The 20,248-nt window shown below is 43.6% G+C and carries 26 protein-coding genes; 16 read left to right on the top strand and 10 right to left on the bottom strand.

Features of this window, described 5'->3' with window-relative positions:
* Positions 1 to 90: 90 nt before the first annotated feature.
* The 5 genes from B3V56_RS03585 (at position 91) to B3V56_RS03565 (ending at position 4,383) form a co-directional block, all read left to right on the top strand.
* A complete protein-coding gene (locus tag B3V56_RS03585) occupies positions 91 to 639 on the top strand; it encodes a flavoprotein (protein ID WP_289282196.1) in 549 nt (182 codons plus the stop codon).
* Positions 640 to 647: 8 nt separating this feature from the next.
* The gene (locus B3V56_RS03580; RefSeq protein WP_286305940.1) at positions 648 to 2,192 is read left to right on the top strand and encodes a DUF6513 domain-containing protein; all 1,545 of its coding nucleotides are present in this window, start codon (positions 648 to 650) and stop codon (positions 2,190 to 2,192) included.
* The gene (locus tag B3V56_RS03575) at positions 2,192 to 2,770 is read left to right on the top strand and encodes a DUF447 domain-containing protein (protein ID WP_289282194.1); all 579 of its coding nucleotides are present in this window, start codon (positions 2,192 to 2,194) and stop codon (positions 2,768 to 2,770) included. The genes B3V56_RS03580 and B3V56_RS03575 overlap by 1 nt, the downstream gene beginning before the upstream one ends.
* Positions 2,760 to 3,446 (top strand): (5-formylfuran-3-yl)methyl phosphate synthase, encoded by a 687-nt coding sequence (locus tag B3V56_RS03570; protein ID WP_286305938.1) that lies wholly within the window; start codon positions 2,760 to 2,762, stop codon positions 3,444 to 3,446. Before B3V56_RS03575 ends, B3V56_RS03570 begins: the two co-directional genes overlap by 11 nt.
* Positions 3,447 to 3,516: 70 nt before the next feature.
* The gene (locus B3V56_RS03565; protein WP_286305937.1) at positions 3,517 to 4,383 is read left to right on the top strand and encodes a DNA ligase; all 867 of its coding nucleotides are present in this window, start codon (positions 3,517 to 3,519) and stop codon (positions 4,381 to 4,383) included.
* 85 nt (positions 4,384 to 4,468) lie between these two features.
* Here B3V56_RS03565 and B3V56_RS03560 read toward each other — a convergent pair whose 3' ends face one another.
* Positions 4,469 to 4,708 (bottom strand): DUF2798 domain-containing protein, encoded by a 240-nt coding sequence (locus B3V56_RS03560; protein WP_289283977.1) that lies wholly within the window; start codon positions 4,706 to 4,708, stop codon positions 4,469 to 4,471.
* A gap of 128 nt (positions 4,709 to 4,836) precedes the next feature.
* On the opposite strand from B3V56_RS03560, the gene B3V56_RS03555 reads away from it, so the two are divergent.
* Complete coding sequence (locus tag B3V56_RS03555; protein ID WP_286305935.1) at positions 4,837 to 5,757, top strand: LysR family transcriptional regulator; 921 nt, start codon at positions 4,837 to 4,839, stop codon at positions 5,755 to 5,757.
* A 116-nt stretch (positions 5,758 to 5,873) separates the two neighbouring features.
* On the opposite strand, the gene B3V56_RS03550 is transcribed toward B3V56_RS03555, so the two are convergent.
* From B3V56_RS03550 to gpmI, 5 genes are read right to left on the bottom strand one after another with little or no spacing between them, the layout of a single operon-like run.
* On the bottom strand, positions 5,874 to 6,671 hold the full coding sequence (locus B3V56_RS03550) for a response regulator (protein WP_286305934.1): 798 nt from the start codon (positions 6,669 to 6,671) through the stop codon (positions 5,874 to 5,876).
* Positions 6,672 to 6,676: 5 nt separating this feature from the next.
* A complete protein-coding gene (locus B3V56_RS03545) occupies positions 6,677 to 7,231 on the bottom strand; it encodes a DJ-1 family glyoxalase III (protein WP_289282192.1) in 555 nt (184 codons plus the stop codon).
* Positions 7,232 to 7,241: 10 nt separating this feature from the next.
* Positions 7,242 to 8,555 carry a S41 family peptidase gene (locus tag B3V56_RS03540; protein ID WP_286305932.1) on the bottom strand — a complete coding sequence of 438 codons (1,314 nt, stop codon included), beginning with the start codon at positions 8,553 to 8,555 and terminating at the stop codon, positions 7,242 to 7,244.
* 26 nt (positions 8,556 to 8,581) lie between these two features.
* The gene (locus B3V56_RS03535) at positions 8,582 to 9,748 is read right to left on the bottom strand and encodes a murein hydrolase activator EnvC family protein (RefSeq protein ID WP_289282191.1); all 1,167 of its coding nucleotides are present in this window, start codon (positions 9,746 to 9,748) and stop codon (positions 8,582 to 8,584) included.
* An 8-nt stretch (positions 9,749 to 9,756) separates the two neighbouring features.
* A complete protein-coding gene (gene gpmI, locus B3V56_RS03530) occupies positions 9,757 to 11,289 on the bottom strand; it encodes a 2,3-bisphosphoglycerate-independent phosphoglycerate mutase (protein WP_289282190.1) in 1,533 nt (510 codons plus the stop codon).
* A 58-nt stretch (positions 11,290 to 11,347) separates the two neighbouring features.
* Here gpmI and B3V56_RS03525 point away from each other — a divergent pair, with 58 nt between their 5' ends.
* From B3V56_RS03525 to B3V56_RS03500, 6 genes are read left to right on the top strand one after another with little or no spacing between them, the layout of a single operon-like run.
* Positions 11,348 to 11,746 (top strand): ArsR/SmtB family transcription factor, encoded by a 399-nt coding sequence (locus B3V56_RS03525; protein WP_414673369.1) that lies wholly within the window; start codon positions 11,348 to 11,350, stop codon positions 11,744 to 11,746.
* Positions 11,747 to 11,776: 30 nt separating this feature from the next.
* Positions 11,777 to 12,196: a rhodanese-like domain-containing protein gene (locus B3V56_RS03520; protein WP_286305929.1), complete on the top strand. Its 420-nt coding sequence runs from the start codon at positions 11,777 to 11,779 to the stop codon at positions 12,194 to 12,196.
* Between the two features lie 26 nt (positions 12,197 to 12,222).
* Positions 12,223 to 12,480 (top strand): glutaredoxin 3, encoded by a 258-nt coding sequence (grxC, locus tag B3V56_RS03515; protein ID WP_343749747.1) that lies wholly within the window; start codon positions 12,223 to 12,225, stop codon positions 12,478 to 12,480.
* Between the two features lie 17 nt (positions 12,481 to 12,497).
* Positions 12,498 to 12,989 (top strand): protein-export chaperone SecB, encoded by a 492-nt coding sequence (gene secB / locus B3V56_RS03510; protein ID WP_286305928.1) that lies wholly within the window; start codon positions 12,498 to 12,500, stop codon positions 12,987 to 12,989.
* Positions 12,990 to 13,005: 16 nt separating this feature from the next.
* Entirely contained in the window at positions 13,006 to 14,046 is a 1,041-nt protein-coding gene (locus tag B3V56_RS03505) for an NAD(P)H-dependent glycerol-3-phosphate dehydrogenase (protein ID WP_289282189.1), read from the top strand.
* A gap of 15 nt (positions 14,047 to 14,061) precedes the next feature.
* Complete coding sequence (locus B3V56_RS03500; RefSeq protein ID WP_286305926.1) at positions 14,062 to 14,931, top strand: hypothetical protein; 870 nt, start codon at positions 14,062 to 14,064, stop codon at positions 14,929 to 14,931.
* Positions 14,932 to 14,990: 59 nt separating this feature from the next.
* Here the strand turns inward: B3V56_RS03500 and B3V56_RS03495 are convergent, their stop codons facing one another.
* A complete protein-coding gene (locus tag B3V56_RS03495; RefSeq protein WP_289282188.1) occupies positions 14,991 to 16,166 on the bottom strand; it encodes a class I SAM-dependent methyltransferase in 1,176 nt (391 codons plus the stop codon).
* A 13-nt stretch (positions 16,167 to 16,179) separates the two neighbouring features.
* Between B3V56_RS03495 and B3V56_RS03490 the strand changes: the two genes are divergently transcribed.
* Positions 16,180 to 16,899, top strand: a complete 720-nt coding sequence (locus tag B3V56_RS03490) for an SDR family NAD(P)-dependent oxidoreductase (RefSeq protein ID WP_289243614.1) — start codon at positions 16,180 to 16,182, stop codon at positions 16,897 to 16,899.
* Here B3V56_RS03490 and folK read toward each other — a convergent pair.
* A complete protein-coding gene (gene folK / locus B3V56_RS03485) occupies positions 16,858 to 17,364 on the bottom strand; it encodes a 2-amino-4-hydroxy-6-hydroxymethyldihydropteridine diphosphokinase (RefSeq protein WP_289282187.1) in 507 nt (168 codons plus the stop codon). The genes B3V56_RS03490 and folK overlap by 42 nt on opposite strands.
* Positions 17,364 to 17,714 (bottom strand): dihydroneopterin aldolase, encoded by a 351-nt coding sequence (gene folB, locus B3V56_RS03480; protein WP_286305922.1) that lies wholly within the window; start codon positions 17,712 to 17,714, stop codon positions 17,364 to 17,366. Before folB ends, folK begins: the two co-directional genes overlap by 1 nt.
* A gap of 79 nt (positions 17,715 to 17,793) precedes the next feature.
* Here folB and plsY point away from each other — a divergent pair, with 79 nt between their 5' ends.
* Positions 17,794 to 18,390, top strand: a complete 597-nt coding sequence (gene plsY / locus B3V56_RS03475; RefSeq protein WP_289243615.1) for a glycerol-3-phosphate 1-O-acyltransferase PlsY — start codon at positions 17,794 to 17,796, stop codon at positions 18,388 to 18,390.
* A 1-nt stretch (position 18,391) separates the two neighbouring features.
* On the opposite strand, the gene tsaD is transcribed toward plsY, so the two are convergent.
* The gene (gene tsaD, locus B3V56_RS03470; protein ID WP_289243771.1) at positions 18,392 to 19,399 is read right to left on the bottom strand and encodes a tRNA (adenosine(37)-N6)-threonylcarbamoyltransferase complex transferase subunit TsaD; all 1,008 of its coding nucleotides are present in this window, start codon (positions 19,397 to 19,399) and stop codon (positions 18,392 to 18,394) included.
* A 140-nt stretch (positions 19,400 to 19,539) separates the two neighbouring features.
* Between tsaD and rpsU the strand changes: the two genes are divergently transcribed.
* Positions 19,540 to 19,755, top strand: a complete 216-nt coding sequence (gene rpsU, locus B3V56_RS03465; protein WP_007144284.1) for a 30S ribosomal protein S21 — start codon at positions 19,540 to 19,542, stop codon at positions 19,753 to 19,755.
* 29 nt (positions 19,756 to 19,784) lie between these two features.
* The gene (locus B3V56_RS03460; RefSeq protein WP_286305920.1) at positions 19,785 to 20,246 is read left to right on the top strand and encodes a GatB/YqeY domain-containing protein; all 462 of its coding nucleotides are present in this window, start codon (positions 19,785 to 19,787) and stop codon (positions 20,244 to 20,246) included.
* Positions 20,247 to 20,248: the final 2 nt, after the last annotated feature.

The following is a 20,248-nucleotide window of genomic DNA, read 5'->3' as shown; positions in this document are numbered from 1 at the left end:
CGTAAAAAACCCTATAAAACCTATCTTATTTTTACTAAGTGTAGTTAGTCTGGCAAAATTTACGTCTTAACTTATTCACAGAGAAACAAAATGCAAGCAAGGCCTGAAAAACCACGTCTGGCTTGGGCTATTACAGGCTCAGGACATTATCTGAAAGAATGTTTGGAAATTGTCCATGAGTTAGATGACGTGGACTTGTTTTACAGCCGAGCTGGTGAAGAAGTTGTAAGGATGTACGGCTATGATCCAAAATCATTCGTACCAGAGGGGCGAGTCTACCGTGATAGAGCGGCTAGCTCACCGCCAGTCGGTTTATTTTATCGAGGTGACTATCATAGCCTTGTTGTCGCTCCAGCTACGTCTAACACCGTTGCTAAGATGGTCATGGGCTTATCTGATACTTTGGTAACGAATATATATGCCCAAGCAGGAAAATGTCGTATACCAAGCATTGTGCTCGCCTGTGATTCTGAACCAGAAATAGATACCCCTGCACCAGACAGAATTGTGCATGTTTCTCCCAGAGCGATAGATCTACAACATACGACTACATTAAAACAGTTCGAGGCAACAACCGTGGTAGATAATGCTGATGAATTATTCAATGTACTGAAGCAACGTCTGGCTGAGGTCGGTTAGTACCTCTGATGGCGAGGAAGATATTATTTCTTACAGGCAAACTGGCTGAGCCCAGTGTGCATAAAGTGTTGGAAGAAATGGCGCCACTCCCCTTTGAGTATCGAGTTCATCAGATAGGCGTGTCTGTCGCAGCATTGATGACAGATAAAATGATAGGTAGACGACTCAAGCCTGAAGATTTTGAAGGGTTTGATGAAATCATAGTCCCAGGCCGCTGTCGAGGAGACCTCGAGCTACTAAGCCAAGATCTGGGTATTAAAATTACGCGTGGCCCAGATGAAATCAAAGATCTACCAATGCAGTTTGGTAAAGCCCGTAAAAAACCAGATTTATCTCACCACGCTGTCAAAATATTTGCCGAAATCGTCGATGCTCCTGAACGCTCTATTGAAAGTCTGTTAGAACGTGCCCGGTATTATGCTAGCCAAGGGGCGGATGTTATTGATATTGGCTGTTTACCTGAAGAAAAATTTCCATTAATGGAAGAAGCTATTGCAGCATTACATGATAATGGTTTTAAAGTGAGTGTGGACTCACTTTCGATTCATGACCTGCAGCGTGCGTCCAAAGCAGGTGCTGACTATTTATTAAGTTTGACTGAAAAAACGATTGATCTGGCAAAAGAAACAGACGCCGTCCCAATTTTAGTTCCTGCTGAGCCAGGTTCCCTTGCCTCACTGGAGCGAGCTATGGAAGCCATGGATAAAATTGGTAAACCGTGGGTGGCAGATCCGATTTTAGATCCCATTCATTTTGGTTTAACGGCCTCAATTGTTCGTTACCATGAATTACGGCGGAAATACCCTGATGCGCCGATCATGATGGGAGTAGGTAATCTGACAGAGTTAACTGACGCGGATACTACCGGAATCAATGCCATGTTGTTTGGCATGATTTCTGAGTTAAATATTAACTGTGTATTAGCCACAGAAGTTAGCTCGCATGCACGACGGGCCATACGTGAAGCCGATGTGGCGAGACGAATGATGTTTGCCGCCAAACAGGATAATAGTCTACCAAGAGATTTTACAGGTGACTTGTTGGTGTCACACGAACGACACCCGTTTACGGATACTGCTGATGAAATTCATGCTTTGGCCGACACGATTCGAGACCCGAACTACCGGATAAAAGTCGCAAAAGAAGGCATTTTTATGTTCAATCGTGATGGTATTGTGCAGGATATTGATCCATTTGAATTCTATCCCCATCTAGACGTAGAGAATGATCCCGGCCATGCATTTTATCTTGGTGTTGAACTGGCCCGCGCCGAAGTCGCCTGGCAGTTAGGTAAGCGTTATACCCAAGATGAAGATTTACAATGGGGTTGTGCCGTTGATGTGGCAGAAGAAGATTTAACAGAGCAAAAGGTGGAAGGTACCACCATGAAAAAAACCAAGAAAGATCGTGCCTGCGGTACAGCAGATAAAACCGATACACCAAGAGAGAGTATGAAAAAAGTCGTCCGTGACGAGCATGCCCCAAAAGTCAAAAAAACTCGCACGGCGTGTGGTACGGCTGAACCTAAGAAAAATAAAAAAGGAGCATCCTAGTGGTACGGCTGACCGCAAAAATTCATGAAGTTATTGTGACGACAAAAAATGCTGATGGTACAGCACATCATGCGCCTATGGGTGTTAGTGAAGTAAATGGTTACTTTCAAATAAAACCTTTTAAACCATCGACAACTTACAATAACTTAATGCGTCATCGCTCATGTAGTATTAACTACACGGATGATGTACGCGTGTTTGCAGGAGCATTAACCGGGCACCGACAATGGCCATCTTCAGCATGTGAAAAGATAGATAGTCTCTATTTAACAAATGCACTTAGCCACACAGAAATAGCTATCCAGAATGTTGATGACGATGATCCCCGCGCCTGTTTTTATGGCGATGTTGTACATGAACAGCAACATGGCTTATTTCGTGGATATAACCGTGCACAAAGTGCCGTCATTGAAGCCGCCATATTGGTTAGCCGTTTGTCGATGTTGCCAGAACAAAAAATTCGCGATGAAATTAACTATTTGACCATCGGTATGGAAAAAACAGCGGGTGAACGCGAGTGGGAAGCGTGGGGCTGGTTAATGAAAAAGGTGAGAGAAGCAGGTATCAATGTCGAATAATACAAAATGGCTAGCCAGTGTACAGTCATTGGAAGAAGCTCAGAGCCTCAACGGCTGTCTGCCAGATATTCTTGATATGAAACAGCCGGCAAAAGGGGCCTTAGGCGCTTTGCCTGTAGATATAGTGGAAGATATTGTTAAGTCGGTATCGGGACGTTGTCTAACCAGCGCGACAATTGGTGATTTGCCAATGCAGTTTGATGTCATTGAGCCGGCAATCATGAATATGGTTGGAACAGGCGTGGATTATGTCAAAATTGGCTTATTCGGAGGTGAAGAACAAGCGGACTGTTTACAAGCATTAACGCCAGTTATCAAACAACTCACCACGCCGGTAATTGCTGTGATATTTGCTGATCGTAATTATGAAACTGATGTAATAGAACAGGTTCTAAAAGCAGGTTTTAGCGGTGTGATGGTTGATACCGCAGAAAAAAATGGTCGCTCTTTATTGGATTTATGGTCAATTGATGCGTTGACAGCGTTTGTAAACATAGTGAAAAACGCAGAAAGTTTATGTGGCTTGGCAGGTGCTTTACGCATTGAGGATATTGCTACCCTACGCGCATTAAAACCCGACTATCTGGGATTCCGTAGTGCTCTGTGTCCTGAGCGCAGAAGAAACGCATCACTGTCAGCGACATTAGCTCAAACAATCGCATCAGAGTTAGAGTAAACCGAGTCAAGACGTCTATTGGCAGGATGCCAGAGGCAATTACTATTAATTAATTTGCAAGGAGGCAAATATGCCACGTATACAGCGTGCTATCACTGTTGTTTTCATTTTCACCCTGCTTAGTCTTAATGGGCTAGTTCATGCTGCTCAGACTATGCCACCCGTGCAACTGGCCAGTGTCTATAAGCCAGAGAGGACTGAGCCAGTATCTGCCTATCTCGTCAGTGAAAAGTTCGATGGTGTACGGGCTATCTGGACAGGTCAACAACTTCTGACCCGTAGTGGCAATATTATCAACGCCCCAGACTGGTTTACTGCTTCCCTACCCGATGTATGGTTGGATGGTGAGTTGTGGACTAAACATCAAGACTTTGCACGGCTCAGTGGCATTATAAGAACACAAATACCGGATGATGAAGCTTGGCGAAAAGTGAGTTATCGGGTGTTTGATATGCCCGATCGTGAACTGCCTTTTGAACAACGTTATCAAAACTACACAAGTTTAATCACAAAACTAAATCTGCCACATATTAAACCTGTTAAACAATATCGGCTGATAAACAAAACGGCTTTACAAGACCTGTTACAAGATAAGATAGAACACGGTGCTGAAGGTCTGATTTTACATCTGGCGTCAGCTAAACATCACGGTGGGAGAACGCAGGCTTTATTAAAACTCAAGCCATATGATGATGCTGAAGCCACCGTTATTGCGCATTTGCCAGGCAAAGGTAAATACACTAATCAGTTAGGCGCATTACGTGTTAAAAATAAGCAAGGCCGGGTCTTTTCGATCGGTAGCGGCTTATCAGATCAAGACCGTATTAACCCACCTCCCATCGGCAGTGTCATTACCTATCGTTATCAGGGGGTTACTAAAACTGGATTGCCTCGGTTTGCCCGCTTTTTGCGTATTCGCGAGACCGATCTGGATTAAACCTGTTTCACTTTTTTAGTTTTTTCAGTGCAGTACAAGCTCAACCAGAGACATGGTTGAGCTTGATATCACTGTATGAGAACACTTAGGCCATATGCACGATTTTTTTCACCAGAAAAGCCACAAAAGGTCTAACAATAAGAATACAAATAAAGGCGGCGGGCATGGCAACTTTGTATGCGTTTAGGGCATCACTGATGTAGTGTGAGGATAGGCCCTGATTAACGCCAGTAATAATTAAGCACATTAAGAAGGCCATAATACCTGCCATATAAAGTGCAAAAACATACGACGTGAGTTTAACGGGTAATTTTTTTGTATTCATTAATTAACTCCTCTTAAGCAATGTGAGCAGTTTAGTCTTGCTATTGTTAAGTTTGTAGTGCATATAAACTAATTGTACTGTTAAGCTAAGCTTATTAATTTTTCATTATTATTGTTGGTAAAGTACAAATGGACACAATGCGTGGCGTTGAGAGTTTTGTCAGATCGGTCGAGTTAGGTAGTCTTGCCGCGGCATCAAGAAGACTTGGCATAAGTGCCGCAGCGGTCAGCCAAAATATTGCACGCTTAGAGTCATCTCTTGGTACACGTTTATTGACCAGAACAACAAGAAGTCTGGCATTGACCGATACTGGTGAGGTGTATTACCAGCGTGTTAAGGGTTTATTGCAGGAAATGGAGTTGGCAGCTGAGGCCGTTTCATACGTAGAAGGCAAGGTGTCTGGAAGACTAAAAATAGCCTGCTCAGCTGCATTTGCACGACATGTTCTCGCTCCCCTCCTCCCCATATTTTATGAACAATATCCGGATTTGAGTATAGAGCTGATTGCCAGTGACAGACATGTCGATCATCGACAGGAAGGTATTGATGTCAGCATCAGAATACGTGAGCAGTTAGATGACAGTCTGGTGGCGAACAGACTAACCACGGTTCCGTTAGTTTATTGTGCGTCGCCAGAGTATCTGAATAAAAACGGTATACCGGATTCCATCGCTGAATTACGTCAGCATAGATGTTTGTTATTTAAGATACCTGTTGATGAGAAAATTGTAGGCTGGTCATTTTTACGGCATGGGCAACGCTTTCAGCCTGAAGTGAGAACAGCCATGGTTTGTGATGATATCGATATGTTGGCTAATATCACACTCGCTGGAGGAGGTATTGCTAGAATCGCCGCTTTTGTTGTGACTCAACATGTGGCGGAAGGCAGGCTTATTTCTTTATTTGAGGAGGGAAGTCATACAGAGCTTCATGGTGAGCCTGAGCCATTAGACTATTATTTTTGTGTCGCTGATCGTTTTGCTAAAACATTAAAAGTGAGGGTTCTGCAGGAGTTTTTGCATCAGAATTTACCGACCAACTGGCTATAATAGGTGGGTGCGAATAAGTTATTCCTCTTATCAGACAGAGCTGAACAGTGTAATCAGCTAAAAAAACGAACTATGATGATAGGCTTGATATCAAGCAATGTAGCGACAAAATTCTTTTATGAGTCAAGTAAACGGAATAACATTTCGCGAATGGTATGCGGCTCGAAAGGTTTGTTGAGAATGGCTGAGACTCCGGCCTGCTCGACCTGCCCTAATCGTGCTTCATTATTTTCGGTGGTGAGTATCATGATGGGGATAGCGTCATTACCCATATCATTTCTGATGTATTGTACTAATTCATGCCCATCCATTTCCGGCATATTCAAATCAGTCACAATGAGGTCATAATGGTTTTCATTGATCTTATCTAATGCTTTGCGGCCATTTTCGGCATCATCAATATGTAAGATCCCCATCGTACTAAAAATACGCATAATGTGATTACGCGATGTCAGGCTGTCATCTACCACCAACAAACTGAGTTCACTCACATCATAGCTTTCAAGAGTAATCTCTTCCGGATCAATGATATCGAGTGTGGCTCTGATAGCACGTTGTAAATCTTTATGATCGAAGGGTTTAGGTAGAATGGCAATCACACCAGCTTGCCTAACGGGTTCAAGTGCCGCATGCCCTTTTTCACTTGAGATCAGCATATAGGACATATTCAGTTGAGGGTGTTTGTGTATAACGGTCTCTATAAGCTCATTGGCAGTCATATCCGGTAAATACATGGCGGTAATGACCAGATCTGGCGGATATTTATCAATAAAGTCTAATGCTTCTTTACCGCTGCTGACACCATCAATTTTATGCACACCCTCTTCATGCAGATGACGCATAATCAGTTTGAGCTGCATGGCTGATGGTTCAACCAGAAGAATAGACAAATCGTTAGCTGTAAGTAAGGCCATAGGTTTTACTTTCTTACCAAATCTTGTTCAACGGTATGTCGAGTTTGATGGTTTGTCAGAACTTCAATAAGGGTTAAGGCAAAATCCATCGCTGTACCAGGTCCTTTTGAAGTAATTATTCTGCCATCGACGATAACAGACTCATCGGAAAGTGAGATTTCAGGCCAATCTTCTTGCTTTATTGCTCCCGGATAGCAAGTGGCTTTATGCTGATTGAGGATTTTAGCATGAGCTAGTACCAGCGGAGCAGCACAAATGGCAGCGATGTGTTTATTAGCATTTAACTGCTTTTGTAATAACACTGAAATACGGGAATCTTGATTAAGATTGTTTGTGCCGGGCTGTCCGCCCGGCAAAACAATCATGTCAAAATCAGCGTTAACCATATCCTCAAGTAAATGGTCAGCAAACAGAACAATCTGTCTACTGCCTGTAACCTGATGTCGCTGGCTAAGGCTAGCCGTTACTACATTGATCTCTGCTCTTCTCAGTAGATCGATAACGGTAACCGCTTCAATCTCTTCAAAACCCTCGGCGAGAGGTATCAATACAGTAGACATAAGCTATCCTTTATTTTTTAAGGATGGTCATTCCCTTCAACAAATTAAGTGCTTGAGATAAAGCATAATCAGAGACTTCTAGCGGCTGTTCTTTCTCTTTATCAGCCTGGTTCTGTTTTGCATCGGTCTCTTCTTCTTCATCACCATTCATAAGGTGATGTGCTAAATCACGCTCACGAAGAGGCGTAAACTCTGCATCTTCGATGGCTGAAATATGTACGGGTTTAAGCTCAATATCAGGCACAATACCTTCTGCTTGAATAGAGCGACCTGATGGCGTGTAATAGCGAGCAGTCGTCATCTTCACAGCTGTGTCATTGGTAAGAGGCATCACTGTTTGGACAGAGCCTTTACCGAAGGTTTTTGTTCCCATAATGACGGCACGGTCATGATCCTGTAAGGCACCAGCCACAATCTCAGAAGCGGAAGCAGAGCCACCGTTGACTAAGACAACGAGTGGCGCGCTTTTCAACATATCGTCTGGCGTCGCATGGAATTTCTGATCTGAGTCTGCAATACGACCTTCGGTATAAACAATAAGGCCTTTTTCTATGAAAGCATCAGAAACTTCAACGGCGGCATCTAGTACGCCACCTGGATTGTTACGTAAATCCAGAACCAGTCCGTTTAAGGCGCCATTATTTTCTTTTTTCAGGTCAGAAATAGCTTCTCTTAAGCTTTCACCCGTTCGAGACTGGAAGGTAGAAATCCGAACATAGGCATAACCGGGTTCCAACATTCTTTTCTTAACACTCTCCACTTTGATAATGGCACGAGTGATATTAATTTTTAGCGGTGTATCTTCGCCTTCACGAATGACGGTTAGCATCAGATCCGTACCAGGTTTGCCGCGCATGATGTCAACGGCATCGTTCAGTGTCATTCCTTTAACTGGCGTATCATCAAGACGAATAATTAAATCACCTGGCTTGATACCGGCTTTAGCTGCAGGGGTATCATCAATAGGTGTCACTACTTTGACAAAGCCATCTTCCATACTGACTTCGATACCTAAACCACCGAACTCGCCAGAGGTGCCTTCACGTAACTCTTTGAACTGATCTTTATCCAAGTATGTCGAGTGTGGATCCAGACCAGAAAGCATGCCGCGAATGGCATTTTCTAATAATTGTTTATCTTCTACTGGCTCTACATAACTGCTTTTTATTCTGCCAAAAATCTCAGAAAAAGTTCGCAAGTCTTCAAGAGGTAGATCGGGTTTAGTGGCTTCCCTGTCAGCAAAAACCATTTGGCCAAATACGAGGGTGGCACCTAAAATTACGCCGCTGGTAATTAAGCCGAAATCACGTTTAAACAAACTCATATTCCTTCCTTAATCGATAAGACTTGTCAGCCTTGTTTTCCCAACCATTTTAATGGATTTGTTGGGCTGCCTCGGTGACGAATTTCAAAATATAGGCCGGAAAGGCCGCGAATTCCTTGTTCGCCTGACTGTGCTATAACATCGCCGGCCTTAACATATTCACCGACATCTCTCAGTAGTGATTCATTGTTGCCATAGAGGGTCATGTATTTATCACCGTGATCAATGATGATTAACAGACCAAACCCTCTCAACCAGTCAGCAAAGACAATGGTGCCGGCTGCTGTGGCTTTGACATCATTTCCAGTTGGTGACGCAATGACGATACCTTGCCACTTGAGTTTACCAAGATTTCTCGAGCTACCATAGCGGGCAAGTATTTTTCCACTCACTGGCCAATCTAGTTTACCTGTCAGACGTGAAAAAGGTGTGTTTGGTTTCACAGCCGTGAGTTTCTTGCCTGGCTTGGGTGCCGGTGGTGTTGGTGTAGGCTTTTTACTCAGTGAATTGAGTAGCTGTTGTAGGTTTTTTTCTTCTTCTTTTAAAGAGGCTAAACGACTATCTTGGCTGGTGATGCTTTTATCTAGCGCGACCAATGTCGCTTTTCTTTGTTCGGTTTGTTGCTGAAGCTCAGTTTGCTTAGAACGCTGTTGCGTTAGCATGTTTTCCAGTGACTGTTGAGCAAGCAATACTTCACGTTGCTCATTGTTAAGCTTGGTTAGCAGTTGGTGAATATTATGTAGCTCTTGCTGTCTGGCCTGATGGAAATAGCGAAAATACGTACTGCCTCGACTCAGAGTAGAAATATCTTTCTGATTAAGTAAGAGTTCAAGATAACTGGGTTCGGCATGAATAAAAGCGGTGCGTATCTGACTATAAAGGGCATCTAGTTGTTGTTTTTGTTCTTTTTCTTTAATGCCCATTTCCTGACGTAAGGCCTCAACCTCTTTATGTTTATTGTCTATTTGGGTTTCGATATTTCGCAGCTGTTTGTTCAGTTCAGAAACTTGTCGGCTCTGTTTTTTTAATTTCTCGAACAGAGCTTCCCTGTCAGCCTTCTTTGCAGAAAGATCGCTATTTAGGGATTTTATTTCATCACGAACGTCATCTAAGCGTGCCGCTGAGTCTGTCTCAGCATGAACACTGAAACAGATCAGCAGGCTTAAGCTCGCCAGTAAGATCTTTAATGTCACGTTTTTGTTTACTTGGGCAGAACTAATCGTTTTTTATTCATTTCATCAGGGATTGTCAGCCCCATCAAAGACAACATCGTTGGTGCGATATCAGACAAAGTGCCCCCATCAACACAGTCGGCTTCACGACCCGCGAATAATAACGGAACAACGTTGTTTGTATGGGCGGTGTGGGGCTGCCCCGTCTCATGATTGACCATGCGCTCGGCGTTTCCATGGTCAGCGGTTACCAGCATTTCACCGCCGACTTTTTCTATTGCTGACCAGATTTTACCCAAACTGACATCCAGTGTTTCAATGGCCTTTACCGCTGCAGCAAAATTACCGGTATGGCCTACCATGTCAGCGTTGGCGAAGTTACAGATGATGACATCGTATTTTTCGCTGTTAATGGCTTCGACCAGTTTTTCAGTGACTTCGGGTGCATTCATTTCAGGTTGTTGATCATAGGTATCCACTTTAGGTGATGGGATGAGTATACGGTCCTCACCCTCATAAGGCGCATCCTGACCACCGTTGAAGAAAAAAGTCACATGTGCGTATTTTTCTGTTTCGGCAATACGTAGTTGAGTTTTACCCTGAGCCGATAAATATTCCCCCAAGATGTTATGTAACTTTTCTGTGGGGAAGGCGATAGGTGCGGTAAAGTCTTTTTTGTATTCTGTTAGCGTGACAAAATCTGCTAATTCGATCTGTCGTGGTCGTGTAAAACCTGAAAATTCAGGGTTGATGAAACATTCTGTCAATTCGCGGGCACGATCTGAACGGAAGTTCATAAAGATGATGCTGTCACCATCATTCACTTTCACTGGATCGCCAATGGTAGTGGCTTTAACAAACTCATCGGTCTCTTCTCGTTCATAAGCCGCCTGCAGGGCTTCGATGCCTGTTGCTGCCTGATACTGACCCTTACCTTCAGTGATGAGTTGATAAGCTTCTTCGACACGATTCCAGCGATTATCTCTGTCCATGGCGTAGAATCGACCGATAACTGTAGCAAGTCTTCCGGCGCCTGATGTTTTAAAACTGTCCTCAAGTTTTTCAATAGCCGTGTGAGAGCTTTTCGGCGGTGTATCGCGTCCATCGAGGAAGGCATGGACGTAAATGTTTTTAGCACCCTGCTTCGCGGCTAGTTCGACCATCGCATGAAGATGTTGTTCGTGACTGTGAACACCACCGTCAGACAGTAAGCCAAAGATATGTACCGCGTTATCAGTTTTTTTTGCTTTTTCTACGGCATCAATCAAAACACGATTGTTAAAAAACTCACCATTCTTGATTGCCAGACTAATACGGGTAAATTCCTGATAAACCACGCGCCCCGCGCCCAAGTTTAAATGACCGACTTCAGAATTACCCATTTGATCGCCAGGCAGCCCCACACCCTCCCCTGAGGCATTGATTAATGTGTGTGGATAGTTTTTCCACATATCATCCCAGTTTGGGGTATCTGCTGCGAGAATAGCATTGTTTTCTGCGGATTCGCTGTAGCCCCATCCATCGAAGATGATGAGCGCCAGAGGTCTGTGTGTTTGAGTCATTGATTAGTCCTTAAAACGAATGGTGGTCTGGCTCTCTGCTGACTCACCGTTGTCTTGTATGTCATTAAGAATTGATGCCGTGTATTATATGGTGTTTTGTGATGAAATACAGTCACGGGTACTGACGGGCAAAATTGTGGCACAAGCTTTAAACATGGATTCTATCGCGATTGATAATGATATCGAGCGTGCTGCATTTGCACTGAAAGCGATGTCTCATCCTCTTCGTTTGAAGATTCTCTGCGCGATTGGAGAAAATGAATTATCCGTTCAGGATATCGTAGAGCATGTTGGCACGACACAAAGTAACGTCTCCCAGCATTTGGCAAAATTGCGTGAAAAAGAGATTCTCATGTCTCGTCGTGACGCTAATCGCATTTATTATCGTGTAAACGATGAACGAACGCTTCGTTTGATTGAGATGATGCGTGAAGTATTCTGTTCTGCAAAAAATTAATCTAATTTTAAGACAGCTTTAAGGGTTGATATGGAAAATTTGGGCGAGTTTATTGTTAATCATTGGATTTTAAGCACGGCATGGATTGTATTAGCTTGGTTAGTTTTTTCCGATGCAATTAATCGTAAACTGACAGGATTACATCCGCTTGATGTGAACCAGTCAGTCCGACTAGTCAATCAGTACAAAGGTAAGTTTGTTGATGTGCGAGAACCGGAAGAGTTTGAAAAAGGGCATATTGCTGACTCAGTAAACCTCCCGCTCTCCAAGTTGGATGAAGAAATTAGTAAGCTAAAAAATAAGTCGCAACCATTAGTCATTGTATGTGCCAGTGGTCAACGTGCAAAAAATGCTGCTAAAAAGTTCAAATCGAATGACTTCGAGGAAGTCTATGTAATGACTGGCGGCATTAATGGATGGAAAGAGGCAAAATTACCCCTCTTTAGTTAATTAAACAAAATGGCAGGATTTTTATTGTGGCAAAAGTAATCGTTTATTCTTCCGCTCACTGTCCCTACTGTGTGATGGCAAAGCAACTGCTGGAGCGTAAAGGCGTTAAGTACGACGAAATTCGTGTGGATCTTGATCCCTCTAAAAGAGAAGAGATGATGAAAAAGAGCCAACAAAGAACCGTGCCACAAATATTTATCAATAATAAAGCCATAGGTGGCTACACTGATTTAGTTGCGATTGATCGCAGCAAAGAGTTAGACAGCCTCCTGGCGCAATCTTAAAACAAGAAGGAATAGAGATGGCTGAAGAAAATACAGCAGCAGGTGAAGAGCAGCAAAAACCACGTTTTGTGATTCAAAAAATTTACACAAAAGATGTGTCTTTTGAGTCACCTAATTCACCAGAAATTTTCCGTGAGGAATGGCGTCCGCAATTGGATTTGCAGCTAGGTAATGAATACAACCGTATCGACGATGATACACATGAAATTATTTTGTCAGTTACTGTCACAGCAAAAGTAGGTGATAAGACGGCATTTCTTGTGGAAGTCAAACAAGCTGGTATTTTTACTTTAACGGGCTACACCACAGAAGAAATGGGACCATTAGTCGGCAGCTATTGTCCGAATACCCTTTTCCCTTTCGTCAGAGAAGTCGTTTCTGATCTGGTGACCAAAGGTGGCTTCCCACAACTTGTCTTAGCGCCAGTAAATTTTGATGCGATGTACTTGCACCAGAAAGAACAGGTAGAAAGACAAGCCCGCGAAGCAAAATCAAACACCACTCACTAAGACTTGGGTAGCGGCTGTGGCAGAACAGGCCAATTTAACACCAACATTAGTTATGGGTGCCGGTGCCTGGGGAACGGCATTGGCGATGGCGATGGCCAGAAATGGTCATCAGACCTGGTTATGGGGACGTGATAAACAACATCGTTCGGAGATGACGTCGTCGCGTGAGAATACGCGTTATTTACCAGGTCAAGCTTTTCCTGAGGCCTTATCCATTGTTGATGATCTCGATACAGCCATACGTGATTGTCGACATGTACTAGTTTCTGTTCCCAGTAAAGCGTTTGTTGAAAGCTTGCATATGATCAAGCCAAGGCTTGGAGAGACAACGCCAGTTAGTTGGGCGACCAAAGGGTTGGCTCCAGATACGGGTGAGTTGCTCTATGATGTTGCTCGTTCGGTATTAGGTGAAAGTCATCCTTTGGCTGTCATATCCGGTCCATCCTTTGCTGCAGAAGTTGCCGCTAATCTTCCTACTGCCTTTACTGTCGCGTCGGAAGAGGGGCATTTTGCTGAGCAATTGGCGGGACTATTTCACTCTTCGACACTACGTGTGTACACAACTTATGATGTGCTGGGAGTACAGATTGGCGGCACAGTGAAAAATGTATTAGCGATCAGCGCAGGTATTTCTGATGGTTTAGGCTTTGGGGCTAATGCCCGAGCAGCATTGATTACACGAGGTATGGCGGAGATAAGACGTTTAGCCGCAGCACTAGGGGCTGAAACTGAAACACTGTTTGGCTTGTCTGGAATTGGTGATTTAATTTTAACCTGTACGGATGACCAAAGTCGTAACCGCCAATTAGGTTTGGCGATAGGAAGAGGACTCAGTGTTGAAGATGCTGTTCAAGCTGTAGGTAAAACGGTAGAAGGCATGCATGCTGCCAAAGAGGTCATGATAAGAGCTCGACAAGCTAAAATTGAAATGCCGATAGTGGAACAAGTATGCAAAATTTTGTTTGAAGGGTACGATCCACGAGAATCCGTTCAGACGTTGTTATGCAGAGAACAAAAAGCAGAACTCACACCTCCCGCTAATAAACGGGTTAACTAAAACGAGGAAGAATCTATGCGAGGCATTGTGAAGTACAGCACGGCAGTGACCGTTGCTTTAGCCCTGAGCCTGGGGCTGAGTGGTTGTGGTAACCCACTGAAAAAATCTGATGAAGTAGAAATTTCTACAGAGGGAAAAACCTTATTTGAAACAGGTTTGCAGTACGTTAAAATTGTCGATCGTGATGTGCCGGGTGTGGCTAACGACCATCCTTACTCAATATCTCCAGATACAATGCGTACGGTTTTAGAGTCTCTTTATGTAAATGAAAAAGTACTGTTCAACCAACGCCAAAACCCCTTGTTTTCACCTGCAGAGTTACAAATTCTGAGTAATGGCTTAGCGAATGGATTGAGCCGTGCGCAGCCAAATGAAGATGTGACTTTCGTGACGCTTGGTGTGCATCAGGGCATGATTGCGAAAGAGCGTCAAAGTGATAGTGGTCGTGTTTTCATGAGTGGTGGACGTTTAAACATCATCTTCGGTTTGTTGCATGAAGATTATCGTGACAAAGATCAATACACAGGTCAGGAAATTGACCGCCGTGTTAATCCTTTGCTGCCTGGTACAAGAAAGTTTGACTCAGAACCTGCTGTAAGAGTTGCTCTTGATAATGGTATGTCATATCACATTGATCCTGAGACGGGTAAAGAAAGAACAGACTGGATTGAGATTGATATTCCTACAGTCTTACAAACCGTTGCAGAACGTCAAGCTGATTCAAAAGATGCACTTATCAGCCCAGAGTTGAAAGAAGATATTGCGCGTAATAAGCAAGAAACCAGTAATCTTCGCGATGATATGGCTAATATCAAAGAAGTGTTATTTGATATGAGTGAAAAAATGGATAAGTTACAAAAAGAACTGGAAGCGCTGAAGAAATAATTCCAGCGGTTTATTTCCTACTTTAAAAGGGGCCTTGTGCCCCTTTTTTTGCCTGTTTTTTAGAGTTGATAGCGCCTGTCACTTACTGAAAGTCGTGGCAGTGAATTAATGTTCTTTGTCAGACTCAAGACTTTAAATTGCTGTCCCATTTGACCTGGCATCAATAACTGCTTTAAAGCCGCACTTTGTTGTAGCCAGTCAGCTGATGTCATTTCACTATGGCACTTCGCCGCAATTGAGGTGATATCGCCTGCTATTAGAAAATCACTTTGTTCATGGAATCCGGCGACATCCAGATCTTGTTCCAAAGCAATGTCAGCCAGAGTTGAGAACTCAGTGTGTGTCGTGATGTCTTGCAGCCCAGGTAAAAAGAATGGGTCATCATTGATTTGATGACGAAAATAGCAACATAAGGTCCCCTGCTCTCTTTCTTCGCGGTAGAACTCTGTAAAGCTATAACCATAGTCAATAATAAAGATGGCGCCGGCTTTTAGTGATTGAGCCGTAGTTTGTAGCCATTGCTGTGCTGTTAAGTTGATTTCAGTCTCGTAATATTCAGTTGAAATAAAGGATTGAATACGCTCAGCTTGTTTTTGAAGATCAGCTTTCGTGATGGCCCTGTCTTGCCATGCGAACGCGTTATTATTCCAGCCAACATGACGTTCAAATAATTCATTATCTTTTATTTTTATAAGGTTAACTGGCATGGCATCACATACTTCATTGGCCACAATAACCCCTTCAAACTTTTCTGGCAGGCTATCCAACCAAATAAAGCGATCCATAAGTTCAGGGATATGTTGCTGCAGATAGGCCCGTTGCCGTTGTCGTAAATCTGCGCTGATTTCTAGAATGAAATAATACTCAGGTAACTGGTGCTGGCTTTTGAGATAAGTCATGATATCGGCGGCCAGCTGTCCCGATCCTGCCCCAAATTCGAGTATCTGCTTTTTTGTTAACTGTACCAACACGTCATGTATATGTGTGGCAATACTATAACCAAAGAAATGACTGATCTCTGGAGCTGTAGTGAAGTCACCATACTTGCCCAGTTTATGACTGCCTGCACTGTAGTATCCATAGCCTGGGGTATACAGACAAGCTTGCATATAATCAGAAAAAGGAATTGAACCAGCTTGAGAATAGATCTGTGTCTTTATGATTTCTTTTAACGCATCACTGTGCTGTTGCGCTTCGGGAGAAACAGTCGATAATGTATCTGGATTATTCATCATTAAGGAGCAGCAATTGCAACAGGTTGTATTGGTGACAGGCACGAGTCGTCGAGTGGGTTTGCATATGGCCAAACGATTCCATGAACAAGGTTGTAATGTATTAGCACATTATCGTACTGAGACGTCGGGTGTCCAAGAAATGCGTGACTTGGGTATCGAAACAGTGCAGGCCGATTTTTCGTCGACGGAAACAATAATGACCTTTATTGAGGATTGCCAACAACGTTGTGAGTCTATAAGAGCCGTTATCCATAATGCGTCTTCTTTTTCACCCACACCAGATGATTTAGCAAAAGCTGCTGAGCAGTATGAACAGTTTTTTTATGTGCACATGATGGCACCTTTTCTTATCAACGAAGGCTTGAAGAATAAGTTTCAGGGAGATGACAACAAACCTGCTGATATCGTGCATATTACCGATATCAACGTGGAAAATCCGACCACTCGTTTTGATACTTATGGCACGACTAAAGCTGGACTTCATAATATGATGCTGGTGTTGGCTAAAAAATACGCGCCAACGATAAAAGTCAATGCCGTTGCTCCCGGGCCTGTGCTATTCACCGAGTCACACTCTGATGAGGTGAGGCAACAGATGATGTCTGAAACCCCATTAGGCTGTGAAGGTGGCGCCGAACCAGTCTTTTTGGCGGTAAGAAGTTTATTAGATAACCCTTTTCTGACCGGTGTATCAATCGCGGTGGATGGTGGTCGCCGACTCTCCAAACGATAAATGACCCACTTGGATAGCGGTGCCTCTTTGAATGCTCTTCGTAATGGGCTTGTCAGCTAAGAATAAAAACAACTCGTCGATTAATGGATAAAGAAAATACTCATCTGTCACTTGTCTGGCAGGAGTATTCAGGTCATCCGGTACAGTCAGTGAGCAAAGAATATCTAAGTCGGCAGGTCGATCTTTATGTTTGCGATCAGGATCTGCTCGATCTCGTCCAAGTGTCGTTTCTATGTCGTTACAGATATCTTTCAGACTTTCTTTCGATATATCAGTCTCAATGAAAATTACAGCATTAAGGAAGTCATGCTGACTGTTCATTCCTACTGGAGGAATGTGTAATACCCGACTGATATCAAAACTCGCAAAATGTGCCAAGAGCTGGGCAATAATCTGAGAAAAATTCTCAAAAGGCGCAATATTGCAGCCTAATCCAAGCAGGTAGCCGTTTCTTTTCTTGTGCATTATTTGCTTCGTTCAATCACAATCCGCGCGGTGTTTTGCCCATGAAGAGCGACAGGTTTGCTTAGTGTCAGCTTGAGTTTTGGAATTGAAAATTCAGTGAGTAGCATCTGCGTAAGATCTTCAGCGAGTGTCTCAATGAGCTGATAGTCACTGGCTTTAACAAAGTTAACAATTTTTTGGGCGATCGCACCATAATCGAGAGTGTTACTGATGTCGTCTGTTTCCGCAGCTTTACGAATATCCCAGTCCATTTCGAGATCAAAAGTCAGGGTCTGTTGGGTGTGTCTTTCCCAGTCGTAAATACCAATAATGGTATCGATTTTAAGGTCGTTAAGAAAAATTTTATCCATATCTCGATCTGTTAAAGGGTGGCAATCACTGATTCGCGACCTATAATGTCGCAACGTTTTTAAAAGGTAGCATCATATCATGCTTGAGACTTATACCTTACCCGTCATCTTATTGGTGGTCGCTTATCTTTTTGGTTCATTATCCAGTGCCATCATTCTCTGTAAACTGGCAGGCTTACCTGACCCGAGAACGCAGGGATCTGGCAACCCTGGAGCCACTAATGTGCTGCGTTTTGGAGGAAAGAAGCTTGCCGCTACCGTATTGCTGTTTGATGTTCTAAAAGGTGTCATTCCTGTTGCAGTGGCACATGCAGTCGGTCTTGAAATGGTATGGGTAGCGGGTACGGCATTCGCAGCCTTTTTAGGACATTTATTCCCCGTTTTCTTTGAGTTTAAGGGGGGTAAGGGAGTCGCGACAGCGTTGGGCGGTTTTATTGCTTTGTCCCCTGCTCTGGCTGCTGCAGGCTTAGCGACGTGGTTAATTATCTTTGCTGCGACACGAATATCATCGCTATCTGCCCTCGTGGCTGCTGGCTTAACACCCGTCTACAGCTTGTGGCTGATTGACAGTGTTAATGCACGTTGGATTATCTTGCTGACAGCACTGCTATTGATTGCCCGACATCATGGCAATATACGCCGTTTGCTCGCTAAAGAAGAATCTAAATCTGGTTAGTTTATGGTGGGCTGAGTTCATTCAGCGGCCAGCGAGGTCTGACAGTAAAACTTGGCACATCTTGATGTTTCATTGCCTCATGGCGCATGGCGCCTGCAAAAGCAATCATAGCGCCATTATCACTGCAAAATGCTTGTCGCGGATAAAACACTTCAACGCCCTTCATCGAGTCTAGTTTATGACGAAGCGCTTTATTGGCACTCACGCCTCCGGCCACCACTAAACGTTTATGCCCTGTTTGTTTGAGGGCTCTTTTACATTTGATAGCGAGGGTTTCGACAACAGCTGTCTGAAAAGCTAAAGCAATATCCGCTTTATCCTGTTCCGTTTGTTTTGTGTCCAGCCAGGTATTCATAGCAAATGTTTTTAAGCCACTGAAGCTAAAATCGAGGCCAGGTCGATTGGTCATCGGACGAGGAAAAACAAAGCGATCGGCAATACCTTGTTCGGCCTTGGCAGCCAGATAGGGGCCACCAGGATAATCCATCCCAAGTAGTTTGGCTGTTTTATCAAAAGCCTCGCCAACGGCATCGTCAATGGATTCACCCAGTAGCTCGTATTGGCCAACCCCTTTTACATCCACTAGCAAAGTATGACCACCTGACACGAGTAATGAGACAAAAGGAAAGGCTGGAGATGGTGTTTCGAGTAAAGGAGATAATAAATGCCCTTCCATGTGATTTATCGCTAAGGCAGGAATATTGAGAGCCCAGGCAAGGCTGCGACCTATCGCGGCGCCAACCAGTAATGCACCAGCTAAACCTGGTCCAGCCGTGTATGCAATGCCATCAATATCACTTCTGGATAATCCTGCCTCGGATAATACTTCTTCGATTAAAGGTAAGGTTTTACGAATATGATCTCTCGAAGCCAGCTCTGGGACGACACCACCATATTCGGCATGCATAGCTATTTGGCTAAATAAGCGATGAGCTAATAAACCTTTTTCAGTGTCGTAAATGGCGATACCTGTCTCGTCACAGGAAGATTCAATACCTAAAACACGCATTTTTTACCTAAACTATATTGTGAGTAAACGTGACTATTATGCCCTTTTTTATAAATAAAGTGATTTAACTGTTTGCTTTCCGGTAAATATTTCGTACAATTAGGGGTTTCCATACAAGAATTGTTTAGGGAGTTTTTTGAATGCCTGCAGTAAGAGTTAAAGAGAACGAACCATTTGACGTCGCTCTACGTCGTTTTAAACGTGCATGTGAAAAAGCTGGCACTGTTGCCGAAGCCCGTGCTCGTGAAGCTTATGAAAAACCAACAACTGTACGTAAACGTGCCGCAGCAGCAGCCGTAAAACGTCACCAGAAGAAACTGTCTCGCGAAAACGCAAGCCGTATCCGTCTTTACTAAAATCGTTATTCAGAGACAAGTCCAATACCATGCCTGCAGAAGCCAGCCCGTTAAAAGTTACTATTCAAGACAGCATAAAAGACGCTATGCGTGCGAAAGACAAAGAACGTCTTGCCGTGCTTCGTCAAATTTCAGCAGCGATTAAGCAAGTTGAAGTAGATAACCGGGTTGACCTTTCTGATGACGATATTGTTGTCATCCTGACTAAGATGAGCAAACAACGTCGTGAAGCATTAGAACAGTATGAAAATGCCTCTCGTGCAGATTTGGCGGATATCGAAAAAGCTGAACTTGCCGTTATTGAAGAGTTCATGCCTGAGCAGCTATCTGAAGAAGAGGTTGCTCAAGAAATCCAAACAGCCATTGAAGAAGCTGATGCAAGCAGTATTAAAGACATGGGCGCAGTCATGAATGTGTTGCGACCAAAAATTCAAGGCCGTGCTGATATGGCCGCAGTTAGTGGAAAAGTAAAATCAGCGTTAAGCAATTAAAA

The organism is Methylophaga sp. UBA2513 (assembly GCF_002341285.1).
GTDB classification, from domain to species: domain Bacteria; phylum Pseudomonadota; class Gammaproteobacteria; order Nitrosococcales; family Methylophagaceae; genus Methylophaga; species Methylophaga marina.
Note: the sequence above shows the minus strand (reverse complement) of the source record. Positions and strands in the feature narration are given on the sequence as shown.

Coding starts and splice junctions, on each gene's coding strand:
- B3V56_RS03460 (WP_286305920.1), top strand. CDS start 19,785: ATGCCTGCAGAAGCCAGCCCGTTAAAAGTTACTATTCAAGACAGCATA.
- rpsU (WP_007144284.1), top strand. CDS start 19,540: ATGCCTGCAGTAAGAGTTAAAGAGAACGAACCATTTGACGTCGCTCTA.
- B3V56_RS03555 (WP_286305935.1), top strand. CDS start 4,837: ATGGACACAATGCGTGGCGTTGAGAGTTTTGTCAGATCGGTCGAGTTA.
- B3V56_RS03570 (WP_286305938.1), top strand. CDS start 2,760: ATGTCGAATAATACAAAATGGCTAGCCAGTGTACAGTCATTGGAAGAA.
- B3V56_RS03495 (WP_289282188.1), bottom strand. CDS start 16,166: ATGATGAATAATCCAGATACATTATCGACTGTTTCTCCCGAAGCGCAA.
- folK (WP_289282187.1), bottom strand. CDS start 17,364: ATGCACAAGAAAAGAAACGGCTACCTGCTTGGATTAGGCTGCAATATT.
- B3V56_RS03540 (WP_286305932.1), bottom strand. CDS start 8,555: ATGAGTTTGTTTAAACGTGATTTCGGCTTAATTACCAGCGGCGTAATT.
- folB (WP_286305922.1), bottom strand. CDS start 17,714: ATGGATAAAATTTTTCTTAACGACCTTAAAATCGATACCATTATTGGT.
- B3V56_RS03550 (WP_286305934.1), bottom strand. CDS start 6,671: ATGGCCTTACTTACAGCTAACGATTTGTCTATTCTTCTGGTTGAACCA.
- B3V56_RS03565 (WP_286305937.1), top strand. CDS start 3,517: ATGCCACGTATACAGCGTGCTATCACTGTTGTTTTCATTTTCACCCTG.
- B3V56_RS03560 (WP_289283977.1), bottom strand. CDS start 4,708: ATGAATACAAAAAAATTACCCGTTAAACTCACGTCGTATGTTTTTGCA.
- B3V56_RS03580 (WP_286305940.1), top strand. CDS start 648: ATGGCGAGGAAGATATTATTTCTTACAGGCAAACTGGCTGAGCCCAGT.
- B3V56_RS03585 (WP_289282196.1), top strand. CDS start 91: ATGCAAGCAAGGCCTGAAAAACCACGTCTGGCTTGGGCTATTACAGGC.
- B3V56_RS03500 (WP_286305926.1), top strand. CDS start 14,062: ATGCGAGGCATTGTGAAGTACAGCACGGCAGTGACCGTTGCTTTAGCC.
- plsY (WP_289243615.1), top strand. CDS start 17,794: ATGCTTGAGACTTATACCTTACCCGTCATCTTATTGGTGGTCGCTTAT.
- gpmI (WP_289282190.1), bottom strand. CDS start 11,289: ATGACTCAAACACACAGACCTCTGGCGCTCATCATCTTCGATGGATGG.
- secB (WP_286305928.1), top strand. CDS start 12,498: ATGGCTGAAGAAAATACAGCAGCAGGTGAAGAGCAGCAAAAACCACGT.
- B3V56_RS03525 (WP_414673369.1), top strand. CDS start 11,348: ATGTCATTAAGAATTGATGCCGTGTATTATATGGTGTTTTGTGATGAA.
- B3V56_RS03545 (WP_289282192.1), bottom strand. CDS start 7,231: ATGTCTACTGTATTGATACCTCTCGCCGAGGGTTTTGAAGAGATTGAA.
- B3V56_RS03520 (WP_286305929.1), top strand. CDS start 11,777: ATGGAAAATTTGGGCGAGTTTATTGTTAATCATTGGATTTTAAGCACG.
- tsaD (WP_289243771.1), bottom strand. CDS start 19,399: ATGCGTGTTTTAGGTATTGAATCTTCCTGTGACGAGACAGGTATCGCC.